The organism is Amycolatopsis sp. NPDC104863, from assembly GCF_055582965.1.
Window position 1 is genome coordinate 453,717 of record NZ_JBVJOW010000006.1, and the last position, 25,079, is coordinate 478,795.

29 protein-coding genes and 1 pseudogene are annotated in these 25,079 nt (G+C 71.6%); 15 read left to right on the forward strand and 15 right to left on the reverse strand.

What is annotated here, in order from left to right:
* Positions 1-13: 13 nt before the first annotated feature.
* The 4 genes from ACZ63J_RS32730 to ACZ63J_RS32745 form a co-directional block, all read right to left on the reverse strand.
* Positions 14-1,156, reverse strand: a complete 1,143-nt coding sequence (locus ACZ63J_RS32730; protein WP_465400404.1) for a PP2C family protein-serine/threonine phosphatase — start codon at positions 1,154-1,156, stop codon at positions 14-16.
* A gap of 186 nt (positions 1,157-1,342) precedes the next feature.
* The gene (locus ACZ63J_RS32735; protein WP_465400405.1) at positions 1,343-2,272 is read right to left on the reverse strand and encodes an SDR family NAD(P)-dependent oxidoreductase; all 930 of its coding nucleotides are present in this window, start codon (positions 2,270-2,272) and stop codon (positions 1,343-1,345) included.
* A gap of 10 nt (positions 2,273-2,282) precedes the next feature.
* Positions 2,283-2,759, reverse strand: coding sequence for a TspO/MBR family protein (locus ACZ63J_RS32740; protein WP_465400406.1), 477 nt, complete (start codon positions 2,757-2,759; stop codon positions 2,283-2,285).
* Entirely contained in the window at positions 2,756-4,123 is a 1,368-nt protein-coding gene (locus tag ACZ63J_RS32745; RefSeq protein ID WP_465400407.1) for a TIGR01777 family oxidoreductase, read from the reverse strand. The genes ACZ63J_RS32740 and ACZ63J_RS32745 overlap by 4 nt, the downstream gene beginning before the upstream one ends.
* 152 nt (positions 4,124-4,275) lie before the next feature.
* On the opposite strand from ACZ63J_RS32745, the pseudogene ACZ63J_RS32750 reads away from it, so the two are divergent.
* A pseudogene (locus tag ACZ63J_RS32750) lies at positions 4,276-4,639 on the forward strand (cytochrome bc1 complex cytochrome b subunit); the annotation flags it as partial.
* Positions 4,640-4,714: 75 nt separating this feature from the next.
* Here the strand turns inward: ACZ63J_RS32750 and ACZ63J_RS32755 are convergent.
* From ACZ63J_RS32755 to ACZ63J_RS32765, 3 genes are all read right to left on the reverse strand, one after another.
* Entirely contained in the window at positions 4,715-5,566 is an 852-nt protein-coding gene (locus tag ACZ63J_RS32755) for a MerR family transcriptional regulator (protein ID WP_465400408.1), read from the reverse strand.
* A 51-nt stretch (positions 5,567-5,617) separates the two neighbouring features.
* The gene (locus ACZ63J_RS32760; RefSeq protein WP_465400409.1) at positions 5,618-6,424 is read right to left on the reverse strand and encodes a DUF4232 domain-containing protein; all 807 of its coding nucleotides are present in this window, start codon (positions 6,422-6,424) and stop codon (positions 5,618-5,620) included.
* Between the two features lie 68 nt (positions 6,425-6,492).
* Positions 6,493-6,912: an Imm1 family immunity protein gene (locus ACZ63J_RS32765; RefSeq protein WP_465338685.1), complete on the reverse strand. Its 420-nt coding sequence runs from the start codon at positions 6,910-6,912 to the stop codon at positions 6,493-6,495.
* 186 nt (positions 6,913-7,098) lie between these two features.
* Between ACZ63J_RS32765 and ACZ63J_RS32770 the strand changes: the two genes are divergently transcribed.
* Both ACZ63J_RS32770 and ACZ63J_RS32775 read left to right on the forward strand, forming a co-directional pair.
* Positions 7,099-8,643 (forward strand): SMI1/KNR4 family protein, encoded by a 1,545-nt coding sequence (locus ACZ63J_RS32770; protein ID WP_465400410.1) that lies wholly within the window; start codon positions 7,099-7,101, stop codon positions 8,641-8,643.
* Positions 8,644-8,712: 69 nt separating this feature from the next.
* Positions 8,713-9,222 carry a hypothetical protein gene (locus ACZ63J_RS32775; RefSeq protein WP_465400411.1) on the forward strand — a complete coding sequence of 170 codons (510 nt, stop codon included), beginning with the start codon at positions 8,713-8,715 and terminating at the stop codon, positions 9,220-9,222.
* A gap of 17 nt (positions 9,223-9,239) precedes the next feature.
* On the opposite strand, the gene ACZ63J_RS32780 is transcribed toward ACZ63J_RS32775, so the two are convergent.
* Complete coding sequence (locus tag ACZ63J_RS32780) at positions 9,240-10,442, reverse strand: FAD-dependent monooxygenase (protein WP_465400412.1); 1,203 nt, start codon at positions 10,440-10,442, stop codon at positions 9,240-9,242.
* A 139-nt stretch (positions 10,443-10,581) separates the two neighbouring features.
* On the opposite strand from ACZ63J_RS32780, the gene ACZ63J_RS32785 reads away from it, so the two are divergent.
* Positions 10,582-10,893 carry a WhiB family transcriptional regulator gene (locus ACZ63J_RS32785; RefSeq protein ID WP_465400413.1) on the forward strand — a complete coding sequence of 104 codons (312 nt, stop codon included), beginning with the start codon at positions 10,582-10,584 and terminating at the stop codon, positions 10,891-10,893.
* A gap of 405 nt (positions 10,894-11,298) precedes the next feature.
* Here ACZ63J_RS32785 and ACZ63J_RS32790 read toward each other — a convergent pair whose 3' ends face one another.
* The 4 genes from ACZ63J_RS32790 to ACZ63J_RS32805 all read right to left on the reverse strand — a co-directional run bounded on the left by ACZ63J_RS32790 (position 11,299) and on the right by ACZ63J_RS32805 (position 15,400).
* Complete coding sequence (locus tag ACZ63J_RS32790; RefSeq protein ID WP_465400414.1) at positions 11,299-12,102, reverse strand: ANTAR domain-containing protein; 804 nt, start codon at positions 12,100-12,102, stop codon at positions 11,299-11,301.
* A gap of 120 nt (positions 12,103-12,222) precedes the next feature.
* Complete coding sequence (locus ACZ63J_RS32795; protein ID WP_465338694.1) at positions 12,223-12,660, reverse strand: response regulator; 438 nt, start codon at positions 12,658-12,660, stop codon at positions 12,223-12,225.
* A complete protein-coding gene (locus tag ACZ63J_RS32800; protein WP_465400415.1) occupies positions 12,657-14,225 on the reverse strand; it encodes a sensor histidine kinase in 1,569 nt (522 codons plus the stop codon). The genes ACZ63J_RS32795 and ACZ63J_RS32800 overlap by 4 nt, the downstream gene beginning before the upstream one ends.
* Complete coding sequence (locus ACZ63J_RS32805; RefSeq protein ID WP_465400416.1) at positions 14,222-15,400, reverse strand: PP2C family protein-serine/threonine phosphatase; 1,179 nt, start codon at positions 15,398-15,400, stop codon at positions 14,222-14,224. Before ACZ63J_RS32805 ends, ACZ63J_RS32800 begins: the two co-directional genes overlap by 4 nt.
* 450 nt (positions 15,401-15,850) lie before the next feature.
* Here ACZ63J_RS32805 and ACZ63J_RS32810 point away from each other — a divergent pair, with 450 nt between their 5' ends.
* The 8 genes from ACZ63J_RS32810 (at position 15,851) to ACZ63J_RS32845 (ending at position 21,750) form a co-directional block, all read left to right on the forward strand.
* On the forward strand, positions 15,851-16,681 hold the full coding sequence (locus tag ACZ63J_RS32810; protein WP_465400417.1) for an SAM-dependent methyltransferase: 831 nt from the start codon (positions 15,851-15,853) through the stop codon (positions 16,679-16,681).
* 104 nt (positions 16,682-16,785) lie between these two features.
* Positions 16,786-17,349, forward strand: coding sequence for a sigma factor (locus ACZ63J_RS32815; protein ID WP_465439715.1), 564 nt, complete (start codon positions 16,786-16,788; stop codon positions 17,347-17,349).
* 134 nt (positions 17,350-17,483) lie between these two features.
* Positions 17,484-17,666: a YegP family protein gene (locus ACZ63J_RS32820; RefSeq protein ID WP_465310855.1), complete on the forward strand. Its 183-nt coding sequence runs from the start codon at positions 17,484-17,486 to the stop codon at positions 17,664-17,666.
* 281 nt (positions 17,667-17,947) lie between these two features.
* Positions 17,948-19,585: a PP2C family protein-serine/threonine phosphatase gene (locus ACZ63J_RS32825; protein WP_465400419.1), complete on the forward strand. Its 1,638-nt coding sequence runs from the start codon at positions 17,948-17,950 to the stop codon at positions 19,583-19,585.
* Positions 19,582-19,956, forward strand: coding sequence for an STAS domain-containing protein (locus ACZ63J_RS32830; RefSeq protein WP_465400420.1), 375 nt, complete (start codon positions 19,582-19,584; stop codon positions 19,954-19,956). The genes ACZ63J_RS32825 and ACZ63J_RS32830 overlap by 4 nt, the downstream gene beginning before the upstream one ends.
* Before the next feature lie 135 nt (positions 19,957-20,091).
* The gene (locus tag ACZ63J_RS32835) at positions 20,092-20,511 is read left to right on the forward strand and encodes an ATP-binding protein (protein WP_465400421.1); all 420 of its coding nucleotides are present in this window, start codon (positions 20,092-20,094) and stop codon (positions 20,509-20,511) included.
* A gap of 101 nt (positions 20,512-20,612) precedes the next feature.
* Complete coding sequence (locus ACZ63J_RS32840; RefSeq protein ID WP_465400422.1) at positions 20,613-21,029, forward strand: hypothetical protein; 417 nt, start codon at positions 20,613-20,615, stop codon at positions 21,027-21,029.
* A gap of 550 nt (positions 21,030-21,579) precedes the next feature.
* Positions 21,580-21,750 (forward strand): hypothetical protein, encoded by a 171-nt coding sequence (locus tag ACZ63J_RS32845; protein WP_465338705.1) that lies wholly within the window; start codon positions 21,580-21,582, stop codon positions 21,748-21,750.
* Here the strand turns inward: ACZ63J_RS32845 and ACZ63J_RS32850 are convergent.
* Positions 21,725-22,141, reverse strand: coding sequence for a hypothetical protein (locus ACZ63J_RS32850; protein WP_465400423.1), 417 nt, complete (start codon positions 22,139-22,141; stop codon positions 21,725-21,727). The two genes, ACZ63J_RS32845 and ACZ63J_RS32850, sit on opposite strands and share 26 nt — an antisense overlap.
* 154 nt (positions 22,142-22,295) lie before the next feature.
* Here ACZ63J_RS32850 and ACZ63J_RS32855 point away from each other — a divergent pair, with 154 nt between their 5' ends.
* The 3 genes from ACZ63J_RS32855 to ACZ63J_RS32865 all read left to right on the forward strand — a co-directional run bounded on the left by ACZ63J_RS32855 (position 22,296) and on the right by ACZ63J_RS32865 (position 24,021).
* Positions 22,296-22,664, forward strand: a complete 369-nt coding sequence (locus tag ACZ63J_RS32855; protein WP_465400424.1) for a hypothetical protein — start codon at positions 22,296-22,298, stop codon at positions 22,662-22,664.
* Between the two features lie 178 nt (positions 22,665-22,842).
* Complete coding sequence (locus ACZ63J_RS32860) at positions 22,843-22,998, forward strand: hypothetical protein (RefSeq protein WP_465400425.1); 156 nt, start codon at positions 22,843-22,845, stop codon at positions 22,996-22,998.
* Positions 22,999-23,019: 21 nt separating this feature from the next.
* Positions 23,020-24,021, forward strand: a complete 1,002-nt coding sequence (locus tag ACZ63J_RS32865; protein ID WP_465400426.1) for a zinc-binding metallopeptidase family protein — start codon at positions 23,020-23,022, stop codon at positions 24,019-24,021.
* Positions 24,022-24,259: 238 nt separating this feature from the next.
* Here the strand turns inward: ACZ63J_RS32865 and ACZ63J_RS32870 are convergent, their stop codons facing one another.
* Together ACZ63J_RS32870 and ACZ63J_RS32875 are read right to left on the reverse strand one after the other, a co-directional pair.
* On the reverse strand, positions 24,260-24,502 hold the full coding sequence (locus tag ACZ63J_RS32870; protein WP_465400427.1) for an STAS domain-containing protein: 243 nt from the start codon (positions 24,500-24,502) through the stop codon (positions 24,260-24,262).
* 97 nt (positions 24,503-24,599) lie between these two features.
* Positions 24,600-25,079, reverse strand: a complete 480-nt coding sequence (locus ACZ63J_RS32875; RefSeq protein ID WP_465400428.1) for a pyridoxamine 5'-phosphate oxidase family protein — start codon at positions 25,077-25,079, stop codon at positions 24,600-24,602.

The window sequence follows — 25,079 nt, forward strand, 5'->3', positions numbered from 1 at the left end:
CGTGGCTCGGGTGTCAGGGCTGGTGCCGGTACAGCAGCAAGGCGGTGTCGTCCGGCAGGAACGTCTCGGGCTGGATCGCCAGCAGGGCGTCGGCGACCGTGTCGAGGTTCCGGCCGCCCAGCTCCGTGAGCAGCGCGCCGGCGCGGTCGATGCCGTCGTCGATGTACTGGCGCCGCGCCTCGACCAGGCCGTCGGTGTACAGCAGCAACAGCGAACCGGCCGGCAGCAGCACGCTGTCCTGACCGCGCGCGCCGCGAGCCGGCACCCCCAACGGCGTGCCCACCGCCTCGCCGAGCCGTCGGTGGCCTCCGGCGCCCGGGACGCTCAGCAACGCCGGCGGATGCCCCGCCGACGCGTAGTCGAGATGACCGGTGCGCACGTGCACCACCGCGCAGAAGACGGTGGTGCAGAACGCGCCTTCCAGATCGGCGGCGAACGTGCTCAGCGACGTCAGCGTCTCCGCCGGACCACGGTTCTCCAGCAACAGCACCCGCGCGGCACTGCGCAACTGCCCCATCACCGTCGCCGCCTTCAGGCCCTTGCCCACGACGTCGCCCACCATCAGCGCGCACCGGTCCCCCGGCAGCGGGACGACGTCGTGGAAGTCGCCCCCCACGACCAGCAACGGGTCCTCGTCCGGGCGGCCCGAAGCGTCGTCGTGGGCCGGCCGGTAGCGCACCGCGATGTTCGCGGGCAGGTCGTGCGTGGGGCCGAGCATCGCGTGCTGCAGAGCGAGCGCGATCTCGGCGGTACGGCGCCGCTCGCGTTCCCGGTCGAGCTCGTCCTCGGTCCGGGAGGTGATGTCGGTGATCACCATCGCGACCAGCCGCTCCGGGCCTTCGCCGTCGAGGGCGAAGGCCGCGACCTCGAGGTCACGGCCGGTCTCCTCCAGGCGCTGGACGCGGCGGACCGTGCGGCCCGTGCGCCAGACCTGCTCGTAGAGGGCGTCCCACGGGGCAGACTGGTCGGGCGCCAACCGCTCGCTGACCGCGTCACCGGAGGGATCGGCCATGCCGGTGTGCACGACGACCGCGCTGTTGGCGTACACGCACACGAAGCCCGCGGGCGTGTCACGGCGCATCACGACAACGCCGTAGGGAGCGCGGTCCAGCACCTGCCGGCTCCACCAGCGCTCGAGCCCTTCGCTCGCGCTCACGCCGGAAAGATCCCGGTCGCGCACCCGTGATCGCTCACCGAGAACACCATGGCGAACCTCGCAGCTCGTGGACAGGCAATGACCGGGAAGCTGCCTGCTGAACTTCGCCGTCGCGGACTTTACGCGAGAGCCCGGGCGGGCTCGGCCAGGCGGCCGGGCGAGCCGCGCTCGAGGGAAATCGACCGCTCACCGGTCAACGGCGTCCAGGCAGTACCGCAGCAGGCTCTCCGCCTCGGAGGCGGACGCGCGGGTGTGCGGGAGCAGGTGCCGGGGGCGTTCGCGCCGGTCGTGCCAGAACCGGCCCGTCGGTGGCGCGGGCCGGGTCGCGCCGAGCCAGATCGCGGTGTCGGCGCCCTCGTCGGGCGTGCGCAGCAGCGGCCCGACGAGCCGCCGGAAGGCCGGCAGCGAGGTGGCGAGCCCGGGGGTGTCGGCCCAGCCGGGGTGGAGGCTGTGCACGCCGACGCCGTCCGCGCGCCAGCGCTCGGCGAGCAGCGGCGTCAGTTCCACCTGCATGCGTTTCGTGCGCGCGTAGGCGGTCGCACCCCGGTAGCGGCCGGCGAGGTACTCCGGGTCGTCGACGGCGAGGGACTGCGTGTACATCCCGCCGGAGGACATCAGGATCACCCGCGCGTCCGCGGACGCGCGCAATGCGGGGCGGAGCAGCTCGGTCAGCAGCAACGGCCCGAGCACGTGCGTGGCCAGCGTGACTTCGTGCCCGTCCACGCTTTCGTCACGCCGGGGCGGCAGCACACCGGCGTTGTGCACGACGACGTCCACGCGCGGCTCCTGGGCGGCGAACTCGCGCACCGACGCGAAGTCGGCCAGATCGCACCGGGCGGTCCGGACCTTGGCCTCCGGCACCGCGGCACGGACGCGGGCGAGCGCGTCTTCACCGCGCCCGAGGTCGCGGACGACCAGGACGACCTCGGCACCCAGCCGGGCCAGTCCCCTCGCGACAGCTTCGCCGAGGCCTGAGCTCGCCCCGGTCACCAGGGCGACCCGGCCGCGCAGTGCGTCCGGAGGCGGGTCGGCGGCCGGCCACGTCCGGCGGCGCAGCAGGTAGCCCGCGCGCGAGTAGCCGAGGACCACGGAACGGTCGAGGAGGGTGTCGATCACAGCAGTCCGATCAGTTGAGCACGACGATCGCGGCGTTGAGCGACGTCGCGAAGAGGGTCCACGCAAGGTAAGGCAGCTGGAGCACCGCGGCGGCCGGCGAGCGGCGGCGGAACACCAGCGCCGTCCCGGCGATCACGAGGTCCAGCGCCACGATCTCCACCAGGGCCACGGTGTAGGCGCCCGCGGCGAAGAACAACGGCGTCCACGCCGCGTTGAGCACGAGGCCGGCCGCGTACCAGGCGAACTCGCGCCGCGTGCCGCCCGCGCGCCAGAACAGCCAGCCGGACAGGGCGATCAGGAGGTAGAGCACGGTCCACACCGGACCGAACAGCCAGCCGGGCGGCGCCCACGGCGGCTGGTTCAGCCCGTCGTAGACGGCCCGTGACCGCGTGGCCGCGAGGCTGCCGACCGCGGCGACCACCGCCACCACGGCGACGAAGCCGGCCAGCACGACGGGCGCGGGAGCGGAACGGTGCACGGTCGTCATACCGGTTCTCCTACGGTCGGGCGCTCGGCCGGGGCGCTCGCCCGGCCGAGCAGGTGGGCGAGCGCGTCTTCGAGCCGCGGGTGCCGGAACACGTGCCCGGCCTCGATCAGCCGGCCCGGTCGCACCCGCTGGTCGGCGAAGGCCAGTTCGCGGGCGCCGTCGCGGCCGAGCACCAGCTCCGGGCCGAACCGCGGCACCTTCAGCACCGCCGGTCGCGCGAGGACCCGGGCCAGCACCCGGGTGTACTCGGCGTTGCGGAGCGGCTCCGGGCTCACCGCGTTGACGACGCCTTCGAGCGTGCGATCGGTGAGCGCGCGCAGGTAGACGTCGGTCAGGTCGTCGAGGCCGATCCACGGTGTCCACTGCCGGCCCGCGCCGAGCGGCCCGCCCAGCCCGGCCGCGAACAGCGGGTACTGCAGCCGCAACACGCCACCGCGCGGGCTGAGCACCAGCCCGGTGCGCACCCGGACGACGCGGATCCCGGCGCCGGCCGCGGGCTCGGCGGCCGCCTCCCACTCGTCGACGACGTCGGCCAGGAACCCGTCGCCGCGGGCCGCGTCCTCGCCCAGCACTTCGTCTCCCCGCTCGGGGCCGTAGTACCCGACCGCGGACGCCGAGACGAACACGCCGGGCCCGTCGGGCGTGCGGGCGGCCAGTTCGGCGAGCGCGCGGGTCGGGCCGAGCCGGCTGTCGCGCACGGCGCGCCGGTGGCGCCCGTCGAACCGGCCGGCCACCGAGGCCCCGGCCAGGTGCACCACCGCGTCCACCCCGGTGAGCAGCTTCTCCTCGGGATCCTCCGGCCGCCACGTCCGTTCGTCGGGGGTACGGGCTTCGCGGCGGACCAGGCGGATCACGCGGTGGCCGCCGGTGGTCAGCAGCGCGGTCAGCGCCGAGCCGACGAGGCCGCTCGCGCCGGTCACCGCGACGGTGAGCGGCTCGTGCCAGTACCGCCGCTGCGCGGCGAGGTCGTCGGCCAGCTGCCGGTGGCGGTAGGCGAACATGGCCCGCAGGAACGCCGTCGGCAGTGGTGTCTCGACGCGGTCGGTGACCACCGTGCGGCCGGGACCATCGGCGTCGAACCGGTGGGTGTGCCGCCAGGGCAGCACCGACGCCAGCACGGGGGTGGCGAGCCGGTCGACGAACTGGTGCGGCGGCCGGTAGCCCGCGGCCTGGTGCGCCGCGGCCCAGCGAAGCCCGCCGGGAAGGAAGAGCGCGGCCGTGCCGTCTCGCAGCGAGTCCGCTTCCGCGCCGACCCGCACCGGCTGCCACGGCGGGGTCAGCCGCGTGATCGCCCCGGGCAGGCCGTGCCAGGCGAACACCTCGTCCAGCGGGGCCGGCACCACGCAGGAGAACTCCGCGCTCATCGACACCTCCGATGCACATTCGACTCAATGACTGGGTTCACGGTAGTCATCCGGGACGAAATCCGCCGATCCAGCACGTATTCTTCGATTCATTTTCGATGCAAGCACGTCGCCCAAGAGGTCGAGAAGGCTTCAAGAACATGCGCGGGTAGCAGCCGGACTGGTGCACGGGGTGGGCCGACGGGCTGCTGCCGATCTGGGCGCCGCGGGGGCTCCACATCGGCGACCACACCGTGCCCCGATGTTCTTCGCCGGCGCCGTCGGAATCGCGGTTCTCGTGCAACTGCTGCTGACTTATCCCTTCCTGGAAAGGAAACTCTCCGGCGCCCGCGCGACGCACCGGTCCGCACCTCGATCGGCGCGATGGCGATCGCCTTCTCCTCGTGCTCACCCTCCCTCACGTACCGGCTCTGCCCGGGCCTGCAGCGGGCCGACCGCGAGGTGCTGGAGCACAGCATCGAAACGGGCATCATCAAACGGCTGCCGTACGGCGAGTTCATCGAAGTCCACCAACCCTGACCTGATCGAAAAAACCTTGCCCTGGAACGGAAGCGGCGATGACGCCACCCTCGTGGACAGTCGCCCGGACGGTCAGCCGCCGAACCCGGCCAGCGCCGCGGTGAAGGACGGCGGCAGGGGCTCACCCACCGTCGGCAGCCCCCGCCAGCCGGGGCCGGCCGGACGCACCGGCACGCCTTCGCCGTGCAGAACCCGCAAGATCCGCACGTCCGCGGACTGCGCCGTCATCGACCAGACCACCACGTCGCTCGGCGCGAACCGGCCGGCGACCACCCGCAGGACGTCGAGCGGCACCAGGCCGCCCAGGAACATCGCCGGCGCCCCGTCGTCGTTCAGCGCGGCGCTGAGCATCTTGACCGGCAGCTCGTGGCGCTCCGCCGGACCGCAGACGAAGACGACCGGGGAAAGACCGGCCCGCCGCGGCGCCGGCGCCTGGTACCGGTCCACCGCCCCGGAGGCCGCCGCCGCCAGCGCCCATTCCGCGGCCATGGCAGTGCGGTCACCGTCGCGCGCCCACCGCTCTCCGATGGCGCGCAGCACCGGCGCGACGACCTCGGTCCACGTCTTCGCCACCCCCAGACTGCCGAGCGCGTCTTCGACCAGGCCTCCCATGGTGGCCAGGTCGAGCTGCTCCGCCGTCTCGGCGAGCCGTTGCCGGCGCTGCCCGGCGGTCACCCCGGCGGCCGAGCGCTCCAGCACCAGCCGCGCGGCGTCGCCCGCGCTGGTCCCTTGGGCCTGCAGAGCCCGCATCCGCCGCAGCCGGTCGACGTCTTCGAGCGTGTACCGGCGCCGGCCGTTGGCTTCCCGCTCCGCGGCGCCGATCCCGTACCGCTGCTCCCAGGTGCGCAGTGTCACCTGCGACACCCCGAGTGTCCGAGCCACCTCGCTCGAGCTGAAGAACCGCGTCCCGGCGGTGTTGCCCATCCGGCCTCCTCGTGGAGGCGTATTGAATCACGAAGTGGCGGACGAGCGGTGTCACCGGTCGACCGGCACCGCACCCCCGGTCAGCGTCCCGAGCCGAAGATCATTGTTCCCCGGTGCGGCGTCAACCGCGCCGAAACTCCAGCGCAGCACGATTTCGGGGACGCTGCTTTCGCCGCGCGGCGAGACCCGAGCCGGGGCGACGACCCGGAGGGACAAGGGCGTCGCCTGATGCTCGGCGGCTTCCACGACCGACCACCGCAGGGGCACGTACGCCGAGGAGCCGTCCGAGATCGTCACGGCCGCCGCTTCCGGAGAGGCGTCGGACTGCACCGTCAGCGCCGGCGCGCCGAGGATCGAAACCGGGAGCGAGCCGGGCAAAGTGCACGTCACGCCGGCAGCGGCGGTGAACTGGATCCCGCCATAACGGCTGCCCATGGCCGAGCCCCGGAAAACGAGGGTGGCGGTGATCTCCGCCGAGGTACAGTCACCGACGGCCGATACCGGCTGCTCGTCGTCGATGACGACGTGCGAGTGCCCCGGCCCGGCACTCGCCGGAGCCCGCGGGAAAACCGGAGCAGCCGCGTCGACCGGTTGCGGTGCGCGGGACTCCTCGGCCGGTGGGGCGGGCGAAGTGGCGATCGGCGGCGCCGACATGACGGCGACGTCCTGCTTCGGCGGCTCCGCCTGCGTCCGCGTTGGACCGGGGTGGCCGAGAGCCGCGGCCGAGACCAATGCCGCCGAGGTGACGGCCACCAGCGCTACGGCCGCCGGCCATCGGTATTCCCACCGCGCCATGCCCACCCCCGGACCGTGAAGCCGAACACCCTTTGGATCCGGCAGCAGGCTGCCCGGCCCCACGATCCGGCAAACCGGCAGTGACCGGCGTCACGGCAGCCGGCCGGACCTTCTCGCCCGGAAGCACACCTTCATCGCCTCAGCCAAGTGACACCCTTGGGCTGGGTTCCGGTGGCGAGGAACTGCTCGAGGGCCAGGCGAACCTGGGCGAGCGGGATTTCCGCGTTGGCCGGAATCTCGCGCACCTCCGCCAGGTACCGGTACTGGACGAAGCCCGCCCGGCCGGCGTCCTCCACCGACCAGCTGCTGTCGCGGGACAGGCAGTGGAGGAAGCCGTACTCCGGGCCGAGGCCGACCTCCAGCACCGGTGCGGCGTAGTCGTCGGCGACCGCCACCTGGATCATCGGCGGCAGCGCGTCGTCCTCGGTCTCGGCCAGCACCTGGTCCAGAAAGGCGTTCAGCTGCCCGGCGAGCGCCACCACCACGGTGGCTCCGTCCGGATGTGTGGTGTCCGGACCAGGATGCCGGTACCAGATGTCCAAGGTGACCACAGGCTGCTCCGATCCGACGGACGGCGTTGACGAAGCTGTCGCCGTCGACGGGCTGGGTGAGGCGAGCGTCGGCGGGCACATCGCGCTGCGCGCGGGCGTGGCTGGCTGCTCAACCGCTTGTCACCCTACTCGGCCGCGTGATCACCGGCGCCCGGGTCTCGCTGCCCCGTGCTAGCGTCGCCCGGCATGGATTTCGACCGGGTTGCGCACATCATGGCGACCGCCCTGCGTGAGGGCGCGGGCGAAGGGGAAGCCGTGCTGCGGGTGCGGGTCGCCGGCGGACTGGCCATCGACGCGTGGAGCCCGGCGAAGGAGTGGGTGCGGACAGGTGACCTGAGCGGCCTGTTCGGCTCGCGGCCCGGAACGTACGAGCTGCACTTGAGCGCGGACGGCGCGTACCACCTCACCGCCGGTGGGGCGCTCGCCCCGGACGACGACGGCTGGCTCGTGTTCGACGACCGCTTCCGCTACCCCAACCACCCGCGCCCCGGGCTCCGGCGTCCCCTCGCGGCCGATCCGGTCGGAGCGCCGACGGACCCCGCCGTGCTCGCGGAGATCACCCGGTTGTGCGCCGAGTTCGCGCGGCACTACGAGCGCGTCAAAGGCCACACTCCCCCGTGGCCGTCCGGCCGCACCGAAGCGGACCTCGCGGCCGCGGAAAGACGCATCGGCGTCCGCCTGCCCGACGACCTGCGCGCGCTGTACCGCGTGGCGGACGGTGATCCTGGGCAAACCGGCTTGCTGGGTCCCTATTCGTGCACCCCGCTGAACCGTGTGCTCGCCGAATACCTCGAAGGCTCGCCCGGCTCGTACGGCTGGGAAGACAGCGTCACCGACACCGGCGTGGTGTTCGAAACCCCGCCGTTCGGTCACGTCAAACGGTTTTCCCGCAGCGACTGGTGGCTCACCTTCGGCGGCGACCGGGCGATGAACCACCTGTGCGCGGATCTTGATCCCGGCCCCTCGGGTCGCGCGGGCCAGGTACTGGAGTACGGCCGTGACATCCACGGCCCGCCGCGCTGGGTCGCGCCCTCGATCACCGCGATGCTGACCGAGGTCGTCGACGCGCTGCACGCAGGCAGGTACGAGGACTACGAGGGCGAGGTGTTCCTCGACCCGGAGGTTTCGTTGCGCGACAGCACGTTCCGCGAGCACAGCGAGGTGCTGAACATTCCGGCGATCGGGAACCTGGCCACGCACGAGATCGCCGAGCGTGAGCTGGTGCAGCAGCTGTACGTCAACGACGCGGACACGCTCGACCTCACCGTGCTGCACGGGTTTCCGAACCTCCGTGAGCTGCGGATCAACCGCGCCACCCACGTCACCGGCGACCTGTCCTCCTTCCCGGCCCTGGAGGCGTTGACGATCGAGGCGGACCGAGCCGACCTGGACGCGCTGGCCGGGCACCGCCTGTGGCGGCTGGAAGTCAAGGGGCTCAAGCATTCCGTGGATGTGGCGCAGCTGGCGGCCCTGCCGAGCCTGATCCACGTCGACGTTCGCGGGGTCGAAGTGGCCGGGCTGCACCTGATCGCGCACCAGCGGCACGTCCGGGTCCTCGGCGTCGATCCGGCGCAGCTCGCTTCACTGCTCGAATCCGGCGCCACGCTTCCCTCGCTGGCGGCGCTGCACGTCGATCGCCGAACGCCGCTGGCCGAGGCCCGGGCGCTCTGGCGCCGCTTCGCTCCGGACGTGACGCCTCCGTGGCACGCGGAGACGAGCGGGGCCGTGTAGGCGGTTGAGGACGGCGAGTTCGGGGTACCTGCGCAGTCCGCTCACCCTTCCGCACGACCGAGGACGATCATGTCGGAGCCGACCACGCCCGAACCCTCGCCGGCCGAGCTGCGCGCACTGGCTGCGGACGCCGAAGCGCTCGCCACCCGGACGGCGCAGGTCGCCGCCCGGTTGCAGACCGCGCCCGACGACAGCCTGCACCGGCTAGCCCGGCCCGTCGCCAAGGCGACCCACGACCTGAGCGACTACACCGACGAGCTCTCCCGGACCGCCGAAAGCCTCGCCCGGGTCCGCGTTTCCCGCGATCCCGGGCTGTGCGACGTCCCGTGGGGCATCTGCCCGGCCCACGGCGTCACGCTGCGCGCCGGCGGCGACCGTGCCTGGTGCGCCGACCCCGGTTGCGACCGCGAGTGGGACTACGACCGGCTCCACACCCCCTGCGCGGAACCGGCCACCGCGATCGTCACCGACGAAGACGGCGCGACCGGCAAGCTGTGCGTGGTCCACGCGCGAGACGCCGGCGACCGGCTGGCCGGCTGCGTCATCTCCGATCTGAACCGCCAGGCGCCGGCGAGCTGACGCGACCTCGGTCGTGTTCAGGCGCGCCCGCCCGCGTGGGACGGGTAGTCGGGCAGGGTGATGACGTCGACCGGTGGTGCCGTGGTGCGGATCCGGTTCAGGACCTTGCCCGCGGGCCCGGCGAGGACACGCAAGCCGGCCTGCAGCAGCGAGCGCTGCCACGCGGTGTGCGGATGTCCGATCCGGGGCATGACGGCGGCCTGGGCGCGGTCGGTCTGCGGGCGCAGGATGTGTTCGTAACGGGTGAAGGCCGCCGGAATGTCGTGCGGAGTGGCGGCCAGCTCGCCGGCCAGAACGTAGGCACCGGCCAGCGCGTTGGTGGTTCCGGTGCCGAACGGGCCCGCGCACCAGGCGGCGTCACCGAGCACCGCGACCCGTCCGTGGTGCCAGGCGGGGAGGCGGACCTGGGTGATCTGGTCGACGTAGAGGGGCGCGTCGTCCAGGGCGGCGAGGATCCGCGGGGCCTGCCAGCCGACGTCACGATAAGTCGCCCGCAGGATCGCGGTGATGCTGCCGGTGTCGAGCTGGTCGAGACCGCGCAGGCCGGTGCGCAGGGTCAGCATGGCCCGGGTGGTGCCGACGTTGTCGGGCCGCAGGTGCACCAGGCGGCCGTGCCCGGCCACGTGGATGCGCCACTGGCGGTCATCGTCGGCGGTGCGCGGGATCGTGGCGTAAGCGAAGAGGAGCCCGAGCTCGTGCAGCGCCGGTTCCGGAAAGACCAGGTCACGACTCCGCGACCGTGAGCCCTCGGCGATCACGACGGCGTCGAACCGGCGCCCGGCGCCGTGCGCGAACTCCACGTCGACACCACGGTCGTCGTCGTGCAGGGCGGTGATCCGGTCGCCGAAGACGTACTCGACCGCGTCGGCGGAGTGCTCCTGGAGCAGCCGGGCGAGCTGTCCGCGCAGGATCTCCAGTTCCGCGGTGGGGCCGGTGTCCGCTTCGCCGCCGCCGGCGGGGAACCGGGCGTAGGCGCGGCCGTCCGCGTCGACGAAGGATTGGCCGGTTTCGCTGGTGTGGTGGCGTGCGACGGAGTCGTCCAGCCCCATGCGACGCAGTACCGCGCGCCCGACGCCTCGGATGTCGATGTTCTGCCCCTCGTCGCGCACCTGCCCGGCGCGTTCGACGACGGTGACGTCCCATCCTGCCGAGGCCAGCCAGGACGCGGCGGCCGGTCCGGCGATGCTCGCGCCGGAGACCAAGATGCTCGGGATGCTCATTCCGGGCGCGTACCCGGTCACCCGCCCGGCGACACCGCACCCGCGCGGGTGATCTTCGCGAGAGCCCGGTTTACCCGGCAAACACCGGGTAGTCCTCCGGTCAGCGGCCGGCCCGGCCGTCGACGGAAGGGATTGCCCGATGACCGACGTGAGCCGTCTGCCCGCCGTCGTCGCCGAAAACTGGGACTGGCAGATACGCGGAGCGTGCCGCGGCATGGACGCTGCGGTTTTCTTCCACTTCGACAACGAGCGCGGCTTCGCCCGCCGAAACCGCGAACAGTCGGCCAAGGAGATCTGCTCGAGCTGCCCGGTCCGGGCCGAGTGCCTTGAGCACGCCATCTCGACCGAAGAGACCTACGGCATCTGGGGTGGCCTCGGCGAAGACGCACTGCGCCGGCTGATCGCCGCCAAGCGGCGCTCAGCCGGACCGGTCACTCCGCCCGCGGGATGACCCCGGCCCGGGCGCCGGTCGGTTCGCCGGCGTTGTCAAGTCTTCGCGCCGGATTCCGGGGAAAACCTTCGACCCTCGCCGTTGGCGGTTCGCATGCGCCGCAGCGGGTTACCCGGGATCCGGAAAGCCGCTCGAGACCCGAGGTCACTCGGTGAGCCGGTGACCTCTTCGCGGCGGAAACCCGCCAGGACTGCGAGCGGAGAAAGCACAACGGACGCGGTGGGGGCGCGCTGACTTCGCGGTCCCGGAGCACCCCACCGCGCCCCTGAACCGGCGGCAGCCCGCTCCCCGAACAGCGAGGGCAGCCACCCGGCTTCGTGTTCGCGCCCCGGCACAAGACCGTGCCCGGCTGTTCCGGGCGGTGCCGCCGCCGCCGGCGGTGATTCTCCCTGTCGTACCCAGCGGTCAGGACCTCCGCACCGTCGCCGCGCCGAGGGCCTGCAGCGCTGCCCACGTCGCGGTGGCCGCGTCCCGGGCGGTCTCGGATGCCACGACCGGCTCCGTCGCCGTCGTCGCGCACGTCTGCACCAGAGCGGACGCCAGGTCACCCGGTCGCAGTTCGAACCGGCGGCCGGCTTCGACCAGCAACCGCCAAGCTTGGGCGGCGTCGCACCGGACCACCCCCATCACCACTCCCATCGCTCGGTCGAGCACGCCGCGGGAATCCGTTGCCAGTGTGTGGTCTTCCGGGCCCGCGGGCGGCCGAGCCACGGCCAGTTCCAGCGCACCGCGCACCAACGCCATCAGCCGCGCGAGCTTGACGATCGTGCTCACCCCGGCCGGCCGGTCCAGCGTGGCGGACAAGGCGATGAGGCTTCCCGCGCAAAGGCCGGTGACCACGCCGATCCCCCGCACCGGCTCCCACGCTCTGGTCAGGTCCGCGTGGCCGCTTCCGATCACGGCCTCGTCGAGGCCGGGCCACCGCGGATCCGACCGGACGTCCTCGGTGACAACCGGCTGCCCTGACCGCAGGGCGTCGGCGACGGGTCCGCGGCCTCGAACGAGCTGGGCGGTTTCCACCAGATGACCGGCTCCGGTGGCAGCCAGGATCGCCGGTGCCCGGCCTGCCCCCGATCGGACGGTCAGCGCCGTCCCGAGAGTCCCGGACAGGTCGGTGTCCACCCGGTCCAGAACCGCGTCCAGCAAGGCCAGCAGCTCCGGTCCGGCGACCGCGGCGATCCCGCCCGCGCCGCCTCGTGATTCTTCCACGCGCCATCCCCTCTTCATCGGAAGCCTCTCACGGCGCCGGGGCGGGGAACTTCCCTCGACCGGGTGGGAAACCGGCTCGGGGCGCGAGCCGGAAACGGCGGCAACGGTTCTGCGAAACGGTCAGCGCGGGAGCTTGACGACGGTGACGAAGAAGTTGTCGATCTGCCGGACCGCCTCGACGAAGTTGTCGAAGTCGACGGGCTTGGTGACGTAGGCGTTGGCGTGCAGGTCGTAACTGCGCACGATGTCTTCCTCGGCTTCGGAGGTGGTGAGCACGACCACGGGGATGCTGCGCAGCTCGGGCGAGGCCTTGATCTCGCTGAGCACCTCGCGACCGTCTTTGCGGGGCAGGTTCAGGTCCAGCAGGATCAGCCCGGGCCGCGGCGCATCCGCGTAAGCCCCTTCCCGGCGCAGAAACTGCAACGCCTGTTCCCCGTCGGACACCACCGACAGGCTGTTGCGGATCTTGTGGTGCTCGAACGCCTCCCGCGTCATCAGCACATCACCGGGATCGTCTTCGACCAGCAGGATGTCGATCGGCTCGCTGCCCTCGGTCATGATCGTGACTTTCCTTCCGGTACGGCACCGACCAGCGTCGGAGCTGCGATGGGCGTGGCAGGCAACGTGAAGCAGAACCGGCTGCCACCGTGGTGGGTGGTGTCCAGCCAGATGGTGCCGCCGTGGTGTTCGATGATCTTGCGGCACATCGCGAGCCCGATCCCCGTACCGGGGTAGTCCGCCCGGCCGTGCAGCCTCTGAAAGATCACGAAGATGCGCTCGGCGTACTCTTCGCCGATCCCGATGCCGTTGTCGGTCACCGAAAACAGCCACACCGCACCTTGGCGCTCCGCCGCGACGTGCACCACCGGCGGGTCTTCGCCACGGAACTTGACGGCGTTGCCGACCAGGTTCTGCAACACCGCGGTCAGCAGTGCGGGCTCTCCGGTCACGGTCGGCAGGTCGCCGCGGGTGATCCGGGTGCCGGTCTCGGTGATCGTGGCATCGAGATTGGCGGTCGCCGCCGCCAGCAGCGTGCCGGTGTCGACCTCGCTCGGCTCACCGGTGCGGCGCCCGACGCGGGAGAAAGCGAGCAGGTCGTTGATGAGCACCTGCATGCGCTTGGCCCCGTCCACGGCGAAGCCGATGTACTGGTTCCCTCGCTCGTCGAGGTGGCCCTGGTAGCGCTTCTGCAGGAGCTGGCAAAAGCTGGTGACCTTGCGCAACGGCTCCTGCAGGTCATGGGAGGCGACGTAGGCGAACTGCTCGAGGTCTGAGTTCGACCGCTCCAGCTCCTCGGTACGGGCCTGCACCAGTGTCTTGGCGTGCTCCAGCCGGGCGAGGTCGTCCACGATCCGGGCGCGCAGGGATTCGACGTCCCCGGCGAGGTCGCGGATCTCCCGGGGCCCGGTGCCCCGGACGTGCCGCGTGACGTCGTGCAGCGTCACGCTCCGGACCTCGCCGGCCAGCCTCCGGATCGGGCGGATCACCGTGCGGTGCAGCACCGTGAACACCGCCGCCATCGCCGCGCACAACAACACCGCGATCGTCACCAGCATGGCCGTGAGCAGACCGGCGGCATCCGCGAGGTTCCCGCGTGCCACCGTGCGGTCGGCGTCGAGGTGGCTCTGCTGGGTGGCCAGCACGGCGCGCAGCCCGTCGAAGCGGGTCTTGCCGTCCAGGAGCCGGGCGGGTGGGACGGCCGCCCCGGAAAGCACCGGGTCGGCGATCACCCGGCGCCACTCGTCGGCGGCCCGCAGCACGGCCGCGAGATCGGCGCCGCCCGGTGTCCCCGCGACGGCGCCGAGGCGCCGGAGTTCGGCCTCCGCGGTTTCCTGGGCGGCCAAACCGTCCCGATAAGGCTGGAGGAACTGCGGCTCCCGGGTCAGCTGGAAGCCGCGGATCCCGGTTTCCTGGTTCACCAGCGCGGCCGAGAGAGCGTTGGCCTGGAGCACCTGGGGGCCGGTGACGTCGAGCAGGGCCGTGCGGGCGGCCGACAGCTTCGTCACCGCGAACCCGCCGGCGATGATCGCCGCGGCGAGCAGCACCGAGGCGACCACGCCCGTGATCCACGCCCACGTGGTGATCGACCGGACGCGGCCCGCGGCGGGTTCGTGGCTCGTCAAGACCGCTCCTCGGAGTCGAAGGTCAGCAAGACCAGGGCCAGGTCGTCGTCGAGCGGCCCGCCGTGGATCTCGTCGACCGCCTGGATCACCTCGTCCAGGACGTCGCCGCGACGTCGCCGGGAAACCACGCGCGCCGCCGCGTCCACCGCGTGCTCGTGGCCGGTGAACCGGCGCCCGTCCGGAGCGCGGCCTTCGAAGGCGCCATCGGTGTAGAGCAGCAACGACCAGGCCCCGCCCAGCGCGACGTCGTGCTCGCGCCACGGACTGCCCGGCGCGATGCCCAACGGCGGTCTCAGGTGCGCGCTCAGCAGCCGCGCGCCGGTATCGCCGTCGACCAGCAGCGGCGGCGGATGCCCCGCCAGGACCATCCGCAGCGACCGGCGGTCCGCGGCGACGGTGACCGCGCAGGCTGTCACGAAAAGCGGTTCGATCGCTTCGACGCCCAGCAGCTTCTCGACCATGCCCAGGGCTCGTGCCATCGGCATGCCCGACAACACGACCGACCGCCACGCGATCCGCAGCGCCACTCCGAGTGCGGCCTCGTCCGGGCCGTGCCCGCAGACGTCACCGATGATCAGCTGCACGGATCCGTCCGGTAGCTCGATCGCGTCGTAGAAGTCCCCGCCCAGCAGCGCACGCTCCCGGCTGGGCCGGTACCGGACCGTCAGCCGCAGCCCCGGGTCCCGGACCAGCGGACTGGGCAGCAGGCCGCGTTCGAGCCGGGCGTTCTCGCTCGCCACGAGCTGGTGCTGCAACAACTGCTGCTCGAACCGCTCGGAGCGGCTGCGCTCCCACGCGTAGCGCAAGGCCCGCACCAGCAGCGGGCCGTCGACGTTGTCCTTGGCCAGGTAGTCCTGGGCCCCGGCGCCGACCGCGGCGATTCCGGCCTGGTCGTCCTGGTGGCCGGTCAGGACCACGACCGCGGTGGTCGGAGCGAGCCCGCGGATCCGGTTCAACCCCGCCAGGCCGGTGGCGTCGGGCAGCTGCAGGTCGAGCAGGACACCGTCGACCGCGTCCAGGCGCAGCAGCGCCTGCGCCAAGGTGGAGACCCGCTCCAAGCTGACGCTCTCGGCGCTCGCCGCGACGTCGAGCAGCATTTCCTCGACCAGCATCGCGTCACCGTCGTCGTCTTCGACCAGCAGGATGTGCAGCTGGTCCCGCCCGGGAGCGAGCATCGGAGGCACGTGCGGGCCGAGACGTACCGCGTTCGACAAGACAGCCACCTCTCCCGGACCGCACAGCGTTTCCGGAAGGTTCCGGGGGCGACGCCGGCAGAAAACAGCTCGAACAGCTGTGAGGACTGTGGCTGCGTGCTCAACCGGAGCCGAACCTTACTCGGCGTCATCACGCACGACGACACAACCCGAACCGGCGAGCCCGGCGGCAGGCCGCGGCACCGGCATCCGTCGATACGACACCGGGTAACCGGCGGGAGACCTCGAACAGCCGCCGAGACCGGGAAGCGCGGCAAACGCCGGCTCCGACACCCACTGCGAGTAGACATCGAATGAGCAAGAATCGCACTTTGGTGTCACTTCCGAAGTGGTCACAAGCCTTATCAGAATTGATAGTCTGCCTGCCGGCACGGAACCGTTCCTCCCCACTCGGCACCGGAGGTGCGTGGCGTGACAAACACGACTTCCCCGCGCGTTGCCGCCGCACGGTCCGGGCGTCAGCCGGTCGCCTCGTCCGCGCGGATCCACGACGCCGCCTTCGGCGGCACCGACAACTACGTCCTCGACCGAGAAGCGCTGGCGGCGCTGGAGGAGGCAGCGCCCGGGTTCACCGAGCTGCTTCGAGCGGCGCGCGCGTGGCACATCCGGGTCGTCCGTCATCTCGCCGGTCGTGGCATCGACCAGTTCCTGGACCTCGCCGCCGGTCTGCCGCACGTCCGGGAGAACACTCACCAGGTCGCGCGACGGTACAACCGGGACGCGAAAGTCGTTTACACCGACACGGATCCACTTCTGCTGAGTTACGCGCGGGCGCTCCTGGACGACGATGACAACACCGCGATCGTCCACGGCGACCATCTCGACCCACACCAGTTGTTGTTCGGCGAGCAGCTGTGGCCGGCTCTGGATCTCCGCCGCCCCGTCGCGGTGCTGCTGACCCGCGGCACCCAGCTGGAGTTCGACGACCACCGCCTGACCGCGGCACTCGCCGGATATCGCACCCTGCTGGCGCCCGGGTCGGCACTGGCTCTCAGCGGCTGGGCCCACGCCACCGACGCCGACGAAGAGCTGCCGCGCACTGTCGCGCAGATCTGGCAGGTCCATTCCGGCCGGCGCATCCGCTGCCGCACCGTCGCCGAGCTCCGGCAGCAGTTCGCCGGCTTCGACCTGCTCGAACCGGGGCTGGTCCCGTTGGCCGCCTGGTGGCCCGACGGCCCTCGGCTCCGAGCGCCGGCCACGGCGGAACGACTGGGCTACGGCGGCGTCGGAATCGTGCCCTGACGGTTTGCCGGCACGATTCGGGTTTGAGAGTTCGCCATCGGGGGAAAGCGCTCGCGGATGCCTGCGAACGCAGGTACCGCGATTGCTCCTGAAGGCGGTCTGACGTGGTCCAAGCGGCCCTGCCCCGACACTCCGGCGGCACCGGCGAACCGGTGCGCTCCCGCATCGGGCGGCACTTGCGCAGGAGACGTTCACGGGCCACCCTCGACCGGCTGATCGAGCTCGTCGCCCGAGGAAACGAGTTCGCGTTCGGGCAAATGGTCGACCAGCTGGCCGGCCCGGTGCTGGGCTTGGTCCGCCACGTCGTGACCGACCGGTCGGTGGCCGAAGACCTGACCGGGCAGGTGCTGGTCGAGCTCTGGCGCGCGGCACCGCACTACCGCCGTGCCGACGGAACCGTCCGCACCTGGGCCTTGTCGCTCGCCCACAAGCACGCCGTGGCTCACCTCCGAGCGCAGTCGACCTCGCTCCCGGCGCCCTCCTGTGTGCACGGCTCCGAAGATCCCGCGTTCGCCGCGCTGACCGCGCCTCACCGGGAGCTCGTGCTCCTCGCTTACTGCGGCGGGCGCACGTATGGCGAGATCGCCTCGGCGTTGTCACTGCCGCCGGAGACGGTGGCCGGCTCCCTGCGGGACAGCCTCATCCTGCTACGCGGACACAGTGCATGAGGTGAGATCGGACCCGACGTGGTTCACCCGATCACGGCCCGGTCGACTGCGCTCTCCGACCGCGGGTTACGGCCCTTCTCCGCGGGGTAACCCGATCGTGTCCGAGCACGACCAGGCGCCCCGAAGGAGCGACCATGGCGGGAAAGTTCGAGGTATACCAGGACAAAGCAGGTAAGCACCGCTTCCGCTTGAAGGCGGGCAACGGTGAGGTCGTCGCCTCCGGCGAAGCCTACGAGACGAAGGCCGCCGCGAAAGCCGGCTGTGAGGCTGTGCAGCGCGCCGCGGATGGCGCGGCCATCGTCGAAGTCGAAGCCTGAGCCGGCGCCAGAGCCGGTCGGGCAAGGTAAGTCCGCCGGCGGACACGGAACCGCGGGTGCGCTGTTCCCACTTCCGTCGGCGGCCTCGGCGAACACGACCGGCGTGAACTGCCGCGGTGCCCTCGCCGGTCCCGCGGACGCCATCGTCTCGGCGGGTGAAATCGACGCACAACCGATGCGATTCGCCGTGGCAACTGATCGCGACCCGCTATCCTGAGAGGGACGTGCCGCCGAGCAGCGATGGGGTGAGGAGTCTCCCGGCCTGCGGAAACTCTGCCGACATGGACGATGTTCGCATCACACCGCCAGGAACCACCGCCACTGTCGGCGGCTGGTTCAGCGCGCCTTCGCCGGCGTTGCAAGCTCGCGGCGACCGATGCGTCGCGGTCAACAAGGCGGCCCGGGCGCTGTTCCCGGCGCTTCGCGCGGGCGACCCGATCGCATCGGTGATGCCCGGCTGGCTGATCGACGCCCCGGGCACCGCAGGCGACCAGGCCGGCGGCCCGATCGGTGACCGCTGGTTCGCCGGCCACCGCGTGGCCCAGCAGGACGGTTCCGTGCTGTGGTGGCTGTCCGACGTCACCGACACCCTGGCCGCCCAGCGCCAGCTGCGAGCCGAGCGCGATCGGGCCGCGCTGCTGGCCCGGCTGTCGACCACCCTGCTGTCCTCCCTCACCGAGCTCCGCTGCCAGCAGATCACCGCGGAGCTGGCCGCCGGGCACCTCGCCGACGCCGCCCTGGTCGTCACCCCGGGTGAGCTGCCCGGTGAGCACGAGGTGACCTGGTCGGTGCGCGGGCAGCGTGCCCGGCTGCGTTCCCTGCGCGTCGAACCGGAAGCGGTGCCCGGGCTGGCCGAGGCACTGGGCGGGTTCCCGCCGGTTCCCTCGGGCTGGCTGGCCCCGGCGACGGCGCCGTCCTGGCTGACGCCGGCAGAGCTCGGTCCGGCCGGCGCGATCACCGTGACCTCGCTGCCCGGCCACGGCAGGCCGGTCGGCGCGCTGGTGCTGGTGCGCGCCGCGACCGAGCCGGGGTTCACCGAGGACGAGGAGACCTTCGCCCGTTCCTTCGCCGCTCAGGCGGGCACCGCGATCTCCGCGGCGCGGCTGCTCGCCCGGGAAGCCTCGGCGGCCGACGCGCTGAACAAGCAGCTGCGGCCGCCGAAGATCGGGCGGCTCGACGGCGTCGACTACTCCGGCCGCTACCAGGCCGCGGCCGACGCCGACCGCATCGGCGGCGACTTCTACGACGTGTATCCCCGCGTCGGAGCCGCGGACGGCGAGCACGACGCGGAGTCGGTCGCCGTGCTCGGCGACGTGTGCGGAAAGGGCCTCGACGCCGTGGTGCTGACCGGCAAGGTCCGCACCACCCTGCGCGCGCTGCTGCGGCTGGTCGGCGAGCACGACCGGGTCCTGAACCTGCTCAACGACGTGCTCCGTCAGGACGGCGAGGCCCGGTTCGTCACCCTGGCGCTCGCCTCGGTGTCCCGGCGCGACTCCCGGGTCCGGATCCGCCTGACCACCGCGGGGCACGTGCCGCCGCTGGTGGTCCGGGCGGACGGGCGGGTGGAGCCGGTCGAGACCTCCGGTACGCTGCTCGGCGTCCTGCCCGACCTCGAGACCACCACCACCGAGCTGTTCCTGGCCCCGGGAGAGACGTGCCTGCTCTACAGCGACGGCATCATCGAAGCCCGCGGTGGTCCGCTGGGCGACGTCATGTTCGGCCAGGAGCGGCTGGCCGAAGCACTCACAGCGTGCGTGGGCATGTCCGCTGACGCCGTCGCCGAACACGTCAACATGCTCGCCGCCGAGTGGGCCGGTACCGGCCGGCACGACGACATGGCGGTCCTGGCGATCACCGCGTCCCGGGGCCGGCACCTGACCGCGATCGGCGGGCACACCCGCGGGCGGTTCACCGAATGACCGCCACGCCCTTGCACTGCACCACCCTGCATCCCACCGGCGCCACCACGGCCATCCGGCTGTGCGGCGACCTCGAGTTCGGCTCCGCCCGCGTCCTGCTCGCCACGGCCGCCGAAGCACTCGCCTCGACCGGGCTCGAGGTGCTCGTGCTCGACTGCGCGGGCCTGACCTTCCTGGACTCCACCGGGCTGCGAACCCTGCTGCTGGTCCACCGGGACGCCACGGCCGCCGAAGTGCGGCTGGAGCTGAGGGATCCGCCTCGCTGCCTGGAGATGATGCTGCAGCGGACCGGCCTGTCGGCGTACTTCGCTCAGCAGCGGCACGACGACGTCCCGGCGACGGACTCCCCGTCCGCGACTCGCGACGCATGAGTCAGTCTCGCCACTGAGAGCAGCGACTCGGCCACGGGCTCGGTGCTCCGCTCGTCAGGTGTTTCGGCTTCCAGGTGTGGGTATCCGGCCTCCACGGACCTCGATCGGCGGGGCCGCAAGAACACTGGGAGTCCGATGTCGACTGGGTACGCGAAGGTGACGAACGACCAGACCGAGACCCTGGTGCTGGACGTCGAGGACGATCTTGCCGAGTTGTCGTGGGTTCGGCGCTGGGCGCGATCCGCGTTGGGCGACCTGCCGGAGCAGGACGTGGTCGAGGCGGTCATGGTCATGGACGAACTGGTGTCCAACGCGCTTCGGCACGGGACACCACCCCGGCAGGTGCGGTTGCTGCGCCGGTCGAACTGGCTCCGCGTCGAAGTCGACGACTCGTGCCTGGATCCCGCGTGCCCGCGTCCGCCGTCGGAAACGGGCGGCCGTGGGCTCGCCCTCGTCGAGCGGTGCTCGGTCGCCTGGGGTCAGGACCAGCGCGGTACGGGGAAGACGGTCTGGGCGGAAATCGTTCCCACCGCACAACCGGCTCCCGAGGGCTGAACCTCGTCGGCGGTGTTTCGGGCACCGCCGCGATGGGCAACTTCCCCCCGCGCCAGGCTTCAACAGCGAGGCCCCGGGAGGAAACCGTGCCATCGTCCGTCTTGACCGCTTCTCCCCACGAACCGGTCGACGCACCTCTGCTCGCTTTCGAACGCTTCGTCCGCCTCAACCACGTCACCGTGTTCCGGCTGGTCGCCTGTCTGCTGGGCGACGCCGAGGAGGCCGAGGCAGTCACCGAAGAGCTGTTCGTCGCGCTGTGGCGCCGGCAAGGCCGCGATCCGAGTGTCACCGATCTTCTGTGCGACGCGGTCGCCCGCTGCGTCGGCCGCCCGGCTACCACGTCGTTGCCCGGCGTGCTGCGTCGTGTCGGCCGCCTCGACCGGACCGGGTGGCTGCTCCACGACGTCCTCGGCTTCCCCATCGCGAGGGCGGCCGAGCTGCTCACCGTGACCGAGCCGGAACTGAGGGACGGGCTCCGGCGGGCACGGCTTGCGCTGAGCCGAGTCCTGGCGCCGTGACCGCCGGCCCGTCCGGGAACCGGCCGTGCGAACACGATCCAGCCGCCGCGTGGGAAGACCGCGAGGGAGCGAGCGCACCGTGCCCCGGTTGTGCCGCGCTGCGGGCCGAGATCGCCAGGCTCCGCCATTGCCTGAACCTGATCGCCGCCGCCGACGTCCGGCCGGCGCCCGGTCTCGTCAACCGGATCATCTTTCGGATCCGGTCCGCGGGATGACCGGCGACGATCAGGTTGTCGGCCGTCCCTTGCCCTTTCCGGCGGGCAAGCCCGGCGCAGGCCTCGAGATCGGCGCTTACCAAGCAGAGCTGACCTGTCGCGCGGTTCTGGTGCCGTACCGAGGAGTCCGGCACCAGAACCTTCGCGAGCCGTCGAACGCACCGAGGTGAGGAGGATCGCGCCCGACGGCCGAGAGCGACGCGGCCGGACTGGGAATTCCCCTTGCCACGCAGGGCCAAACTCGCGCCGCGGTCGCGGCCGGAATCTTCGACCGCTATCTTGGCCCTCTCGAGGACTGGCGCACCCGCCACCGCTTCCACCAGGAGGAGCATTCGATGATCAACGCCGGCTACTACGCGGGCTGGGGCACCTTGAGCCTGATCAACGCGGGACTCGCCCAGAGCAAGAACCGCAGTGGCCTGGTGTGGTTCCTGCTGTCCCTCTTGCTCGGGCCGATCGCGACGTTCTTGATCGTCTTCCTCAGCCCCGCGCCGGCAAAGGCCTGACGGAGGCCTCGCGCGCTCGAGCCGATCGGCCACTCCCGACAGGCGCGGGGATCGACGTCACCCGAACCGGGCCATCATGCTCGTCGAAATCTTCGACGCCGAGCATCGCGCGCACCAGAGGGCGGGCAGCCGGGGCCATGCTGACGCCACGGGAATCGCACTGCAGCAGTGGAAACCGGAACCAGAACGCTCCGCACCACCAGTTGACCTGCCGTACCAGCAGCCGGTCGACGTCCGAAACAGCGTGCCAGCCCGGGGTGGACATCCGGGCGAGCAGCGGCCGGGCTCGGGCCGGCAGCTGCCCCATCAGCTCGGCCAAGTCATTCCGGACGTCTTCGCTGTCAGCCCAGTCTCGCCCGCCGGTCTCGTAGTTCGCCGTCTCGTATTTCATCCGAATCGTTCCCTCAGCCGCAGCGCTCGGTCGTCCGGTGCCAGGGTGCCCACGAACCGCTCGTTTCACACGACCACCTTCAGGCCTTCCGTTTGTGCCGCAGCGCGCCGGGTACACCCCGAATCCGGGTGCCAGGCCGAAGGAGCGTGCCGCGATGACCGCCATTTCCGTCCTGCGCGTCGCGGCCGGAGAGCTGCCGCCGGGCGCCGCGGCCCGCCGGCTGGCAGCCGAAGTGTTCGCGGACGTTTCGGCCGCCCGGCGCGTCGATCTTTTGCTGCTCGTGGACGAACTCGTGACGGACGCTCAGCGCCACGGCGGACGGCTGCGGGAGGTGTACCTGTGCCGGTTCGACATGCCGACGACCGCCCACATCGAGGTGATCTCCACTCCGCCGGCCGTGCCACGCCATGACGCGGTGGAGTCTGCCGACGCCGCGCTCGGCCGGTTGATGCTCGACGAGCTGGCGGCGGCCTGGGGCGTTCAACGCGAGGGCGACGACTGGATGACGTGGGCGGAAGTGTGAGCCCGCCCGAACCCGGGCGGGCACTGTTCCCCGACGCGCCGGCAGTTGCCGGTGCGTGGCCCGTCGTCACCACCGAGTGAAAACGAGTGTTTGGACAACCCCCGCCGAGGGCATCCCGGCCGCGAGGTCGGCCGCCACCAATCCCGGTGGCGAACCTCGGGAAAAGGAGTTCTCCACCGTGATCGTTCTCGGCGTCATCCTGATCGTCCTCGGGTTCGTCATCAGCATCCCCGTGCTGTACACGATCGGCATCGTGCTCGCCGTCGCCGGCGTCGTGCTGGCCATCCTCGGCGGCACCGGGCGCATGATCGGCGGCCGCGCGCACTGGTTCTGAGCACCCCGGTCCGAGGCCTAAGTGCACACGTTCACGTGCCCGGAATGCGCCAACCTGCTGTTCTTCGAAAACGACCGGTGCGTCGTCTGTGGAACTGCCGTTTGCTACGACCGCCGGAGCCGCGCGATGGTCAAGACCATCGAGTCCCGCCGGTGCGCGAACGCCGAGCGGGCCGGGTGCAACTGGACCGCTGTCGAGGGCGAGCTGTGCGATTGCTGCGCCTTGACGAGAACCCGGCCCGACGACGGCGAAACCACCGCCCACAGCGCCTTTCGCAGCGCCGAAGCGGCCAAGCGCCGGCTTCTCCACCAGCTTGACGATCTCCGCCTGCCGGTGGTCGACCGCACGGTCGACCCCCGGCACGGCTTGGCGTTCGACCTGCTGTCCAGCGCCGGCCGGCAGGTGACGACCGGGCACGCCGACGGAGTCATCACGATCGACCTCGCCGAGGCCGAGGACAGCCACCGCGAAGCCCTCCGTGCCCGGCTCCACGAGCCGTACCGCACACTGCTCGGCCATTTCCGGCACGAGGTCGGGCACTGGTACTGGGAAAAGCTGATCGCGGGCGGCCCGGCGCTGACGGAGTTCCGGCAGCTGTTCGGCGACGAACGCGCCGACTACCAGCGGGCCTTGGCCGACCACTACGCGAAGCCGCCCGGCCGCGACTGGGCGGACAGGCACATCAGCCACTACGCGGCCGCGCACCCGTGGGAAGACTGGGCGGAGACCTTCGCTCACCTGCTGCACATCCGCGACACCGTGCAAACCGCCGCGGCACTGGGCGTGCTCGTGGCGGGCACCCCGATCGAACCGCACGGAGCGACGTCGGTCGACGCCGTCCCCGAGGACCACCCGGACGACCTCGACGGCCTGCTGGAGACCTGGGTCCCGCTGTCCCGTGCCCTCAACCAGCTCAACCGCAGCATGGGCAAGGAAGATCCCTACCCGTTCGTCGTTTCCGCCCCCGTTCACGCCAAGCTGCGTTTCGTCGACGACGTGATCGTCGCGCAGCGAGGCCGGTGAGGCGGATCGGGTGGCATCACCCGCTGGGGTGACTTCACCGGAACGGCGGTTGAACTCTCCGCCGGCGGGTTACAGATGATCAAGCAGTCAGGCGAGGGGCGTGGCTGCGAAGAGGGGAATCAGGGGAGCGGAGGCGCGGGGAAACGTCGCCGCAGCAGGTGGGTCGGGACGCCGTCGAACGGTGTCCCGACCCACCGCACACTACTGGGTTCGACCACCGCGGTCGCCGGTCGAAGGCCTAGGTACTGCGGACCGACGCGGGGTCGGAAGGCGGTTCCAGCCGCAGCAACCCGGCCACCCCCATCCGCTCCAGCTTCCGGCGCGCGGGAACCGAGGCCCGCACCGAAAGAGGACATCCGTGGTCCAGGCACCGCCGGGCCATCTTCATCAGCGCGTCGACGGCTTCCATCGACAGCAGGGTGACCGCCGACAGGTCTACGACAACGCCCTCGACGGCCGGGGTCACCCTCGTCCGCGCCATCAGCAGCTCGTCCTCGACGGCGGCGCCGACCGGACTTCCGGAAACCCTGACGAGGAGGACCTCGTTCGCGGCGCCGTCCGGGCCGGGCCGGGCCGGTTCAGAGGTCCACGGCGTTGTTGTCGCCCGGGTCCGGCCGGTTTCCCGTCAGCCGGGCCTTCGCCATTTCGAACAGGGCCCGGGGTTTGCCGCCGGGGGTGTTCCAGTACTCGGCGGAGTCCGCGTCCACCTTCAGCAGGAGGACATCGGGGTCGTCCGGGCCGTTCGGGAACCAGGCCTGGACGAACTCGTTCCACAGCTCCTTCTTGCGAGCGGCGTCGTCGACCACGGACGCGGTCCCGCTCAGCGACAGCCAGGAGCCGGAACCCGCGAAGCTGACGTTGACCTGGTCGTCCCGGCCGACGTCGGCCACCAGGTCGGCGGTCCTGGTGACGAAGAACCAGGCGGTGCCGTCGAAATCCACCTGCTGGCTGGTCATGGGCCTGCTGGTCAGCTTGCCGCCGGCGCCACGGCTGGTGATCATCGCCGTGCGGACCTCCCGCGCGATCGTGGTCACGATCCGGTGTTCGTCTTCGCTCAT

Bases quoted from the DNA above. Each gene is read 5' to 3' on its own strand.
- ACZ63J_RS32740 (WP_465400406.1), bottom strand. From the start codon at position 2,759: ATGACGACCGTGCACCGTTCCGCTCCCGCGCCCGTCGTGCTGGCCGGC.
- ACZ63J_RS32745 (WP_465400407.1), bottom strand. From the start codon at position 4,123: ATGAGCGCGGAGTTCTCCTGCGTGGTGCCGGCCCCGCTGGACGAGGTG.
- ACZ63J_RS32755 (WP_465400408.1), bottom strand. From the start codon at position 5,566: ATGGGCAACACCGCCGGGACGCGGTTCTTCAGCTCGAGCGAGGTGGCT.
- ACZ63J_RS32770 (WP_465400410.1), top strand. From the start codon at position 7,099: ATGGATTTCGACCGGGTTGCGCACATCATGGCGACCGCCCTGCGTGAG.
- ACZ63J_RS32775 (WP_465400411.1), top strand. From the start codon at position 8,713: ATGTCGGAGCCGACCACGCCCGAACCCTCGCCGGCCGAGCTGCGCGCA.
- ACZ63J_RS32780 (WP_465400412.1), bottom strand. From the start codon at position 10,442: ATGAGCATCCCGAGCATCTTGGTCTCCGGCGCGAGCATCGCCGGACCG.
- ACZ63J_RS32785 (WP_465400413.1), top strand. From the start codon at position 10,582: ATGACCGACGTGAGCCGTCTGCCCGCCGTCGTCGCCGAAAACTGGGAC.
- ACZ63J_RS32795 (WP_465338694.1), bottom strand. From the start codon at position 12,660: ATGACCGAGGGCAGCGAGCCGATCGACATCCTGCTGGTCGAAGACGAT.
- ACZ63J_RS32805 (WP_465400416.1), bottom strand. From the start codon at position 15,400: ATGCTCGCTCCCGGGCGGGACCAGCTGCACATCCTGCTGGTCGAAGAC.
- ACZ63J_RS32820 (WP_465310855.1), top strand. From the start codon at position 17,484: ATGGCGGGAAAGTTCGAGGTATACCAGGACAAAGCAGGTAAGCACCGC.
- ACZ63J_RS32825 (WP_465400419.1), top strand. From the start codon at position 17,948: ATGGACGATGTTCGCATCACACCGCCAGGAACCACCGCCACTGTCGGC.
- ACZ63J_RS32830 (WP_465400420.1), top strand. From the start codon at position 19,582: ATGACCGCCACGCCCTTGCACTGCACCACCCTGCATCCCACCGGCGCC.
- ACZ63J_RS32835 (WP_465400421.1), top strand. From the start codon at position 20,092: ATGTCGACTGGGTACGCGAAGGTGACGAACGACCAGACCGAGACCCTG.
- ACZ63J_RS32845 (WP_465338705.1), top strand. From the start codon at position 21,580: ATGATCAACGCCGGCTACTACGCGGGCTGGGGCACCTTGAGCCTGATC.
- ACZ63J_RS32850 (WP_465400423.1), bottom strand. From the start codon at position 22,141: ATGAAATACGAGACGGCGAACTACGAGACCGGCGGGCGAGACTGGGCT.
- ACZ63J_RS32855 (WP_465400424.1), top strand. From the start codon at position 22,296: ATGACCGCCATTTCCGTCCTGCGCGTCGCGGCCGGAGAGCTGCCGCCG.
- ACZ63J_RS32870 (WP_465400427.1), bottom strand. From the start codon at position 24,502: ATGGCGCGGACGAGGGTGACCCCGGCCGTCGAGGGCGTTGTCGTAGAC.
- ACZ63J_RS32875 (WP_465400428.1), bottom strand. From the start codon at position 25,079: ATGAGCGAAGACGAACACCGGATCGTGACCACGATCGCGCGGGAGGTC.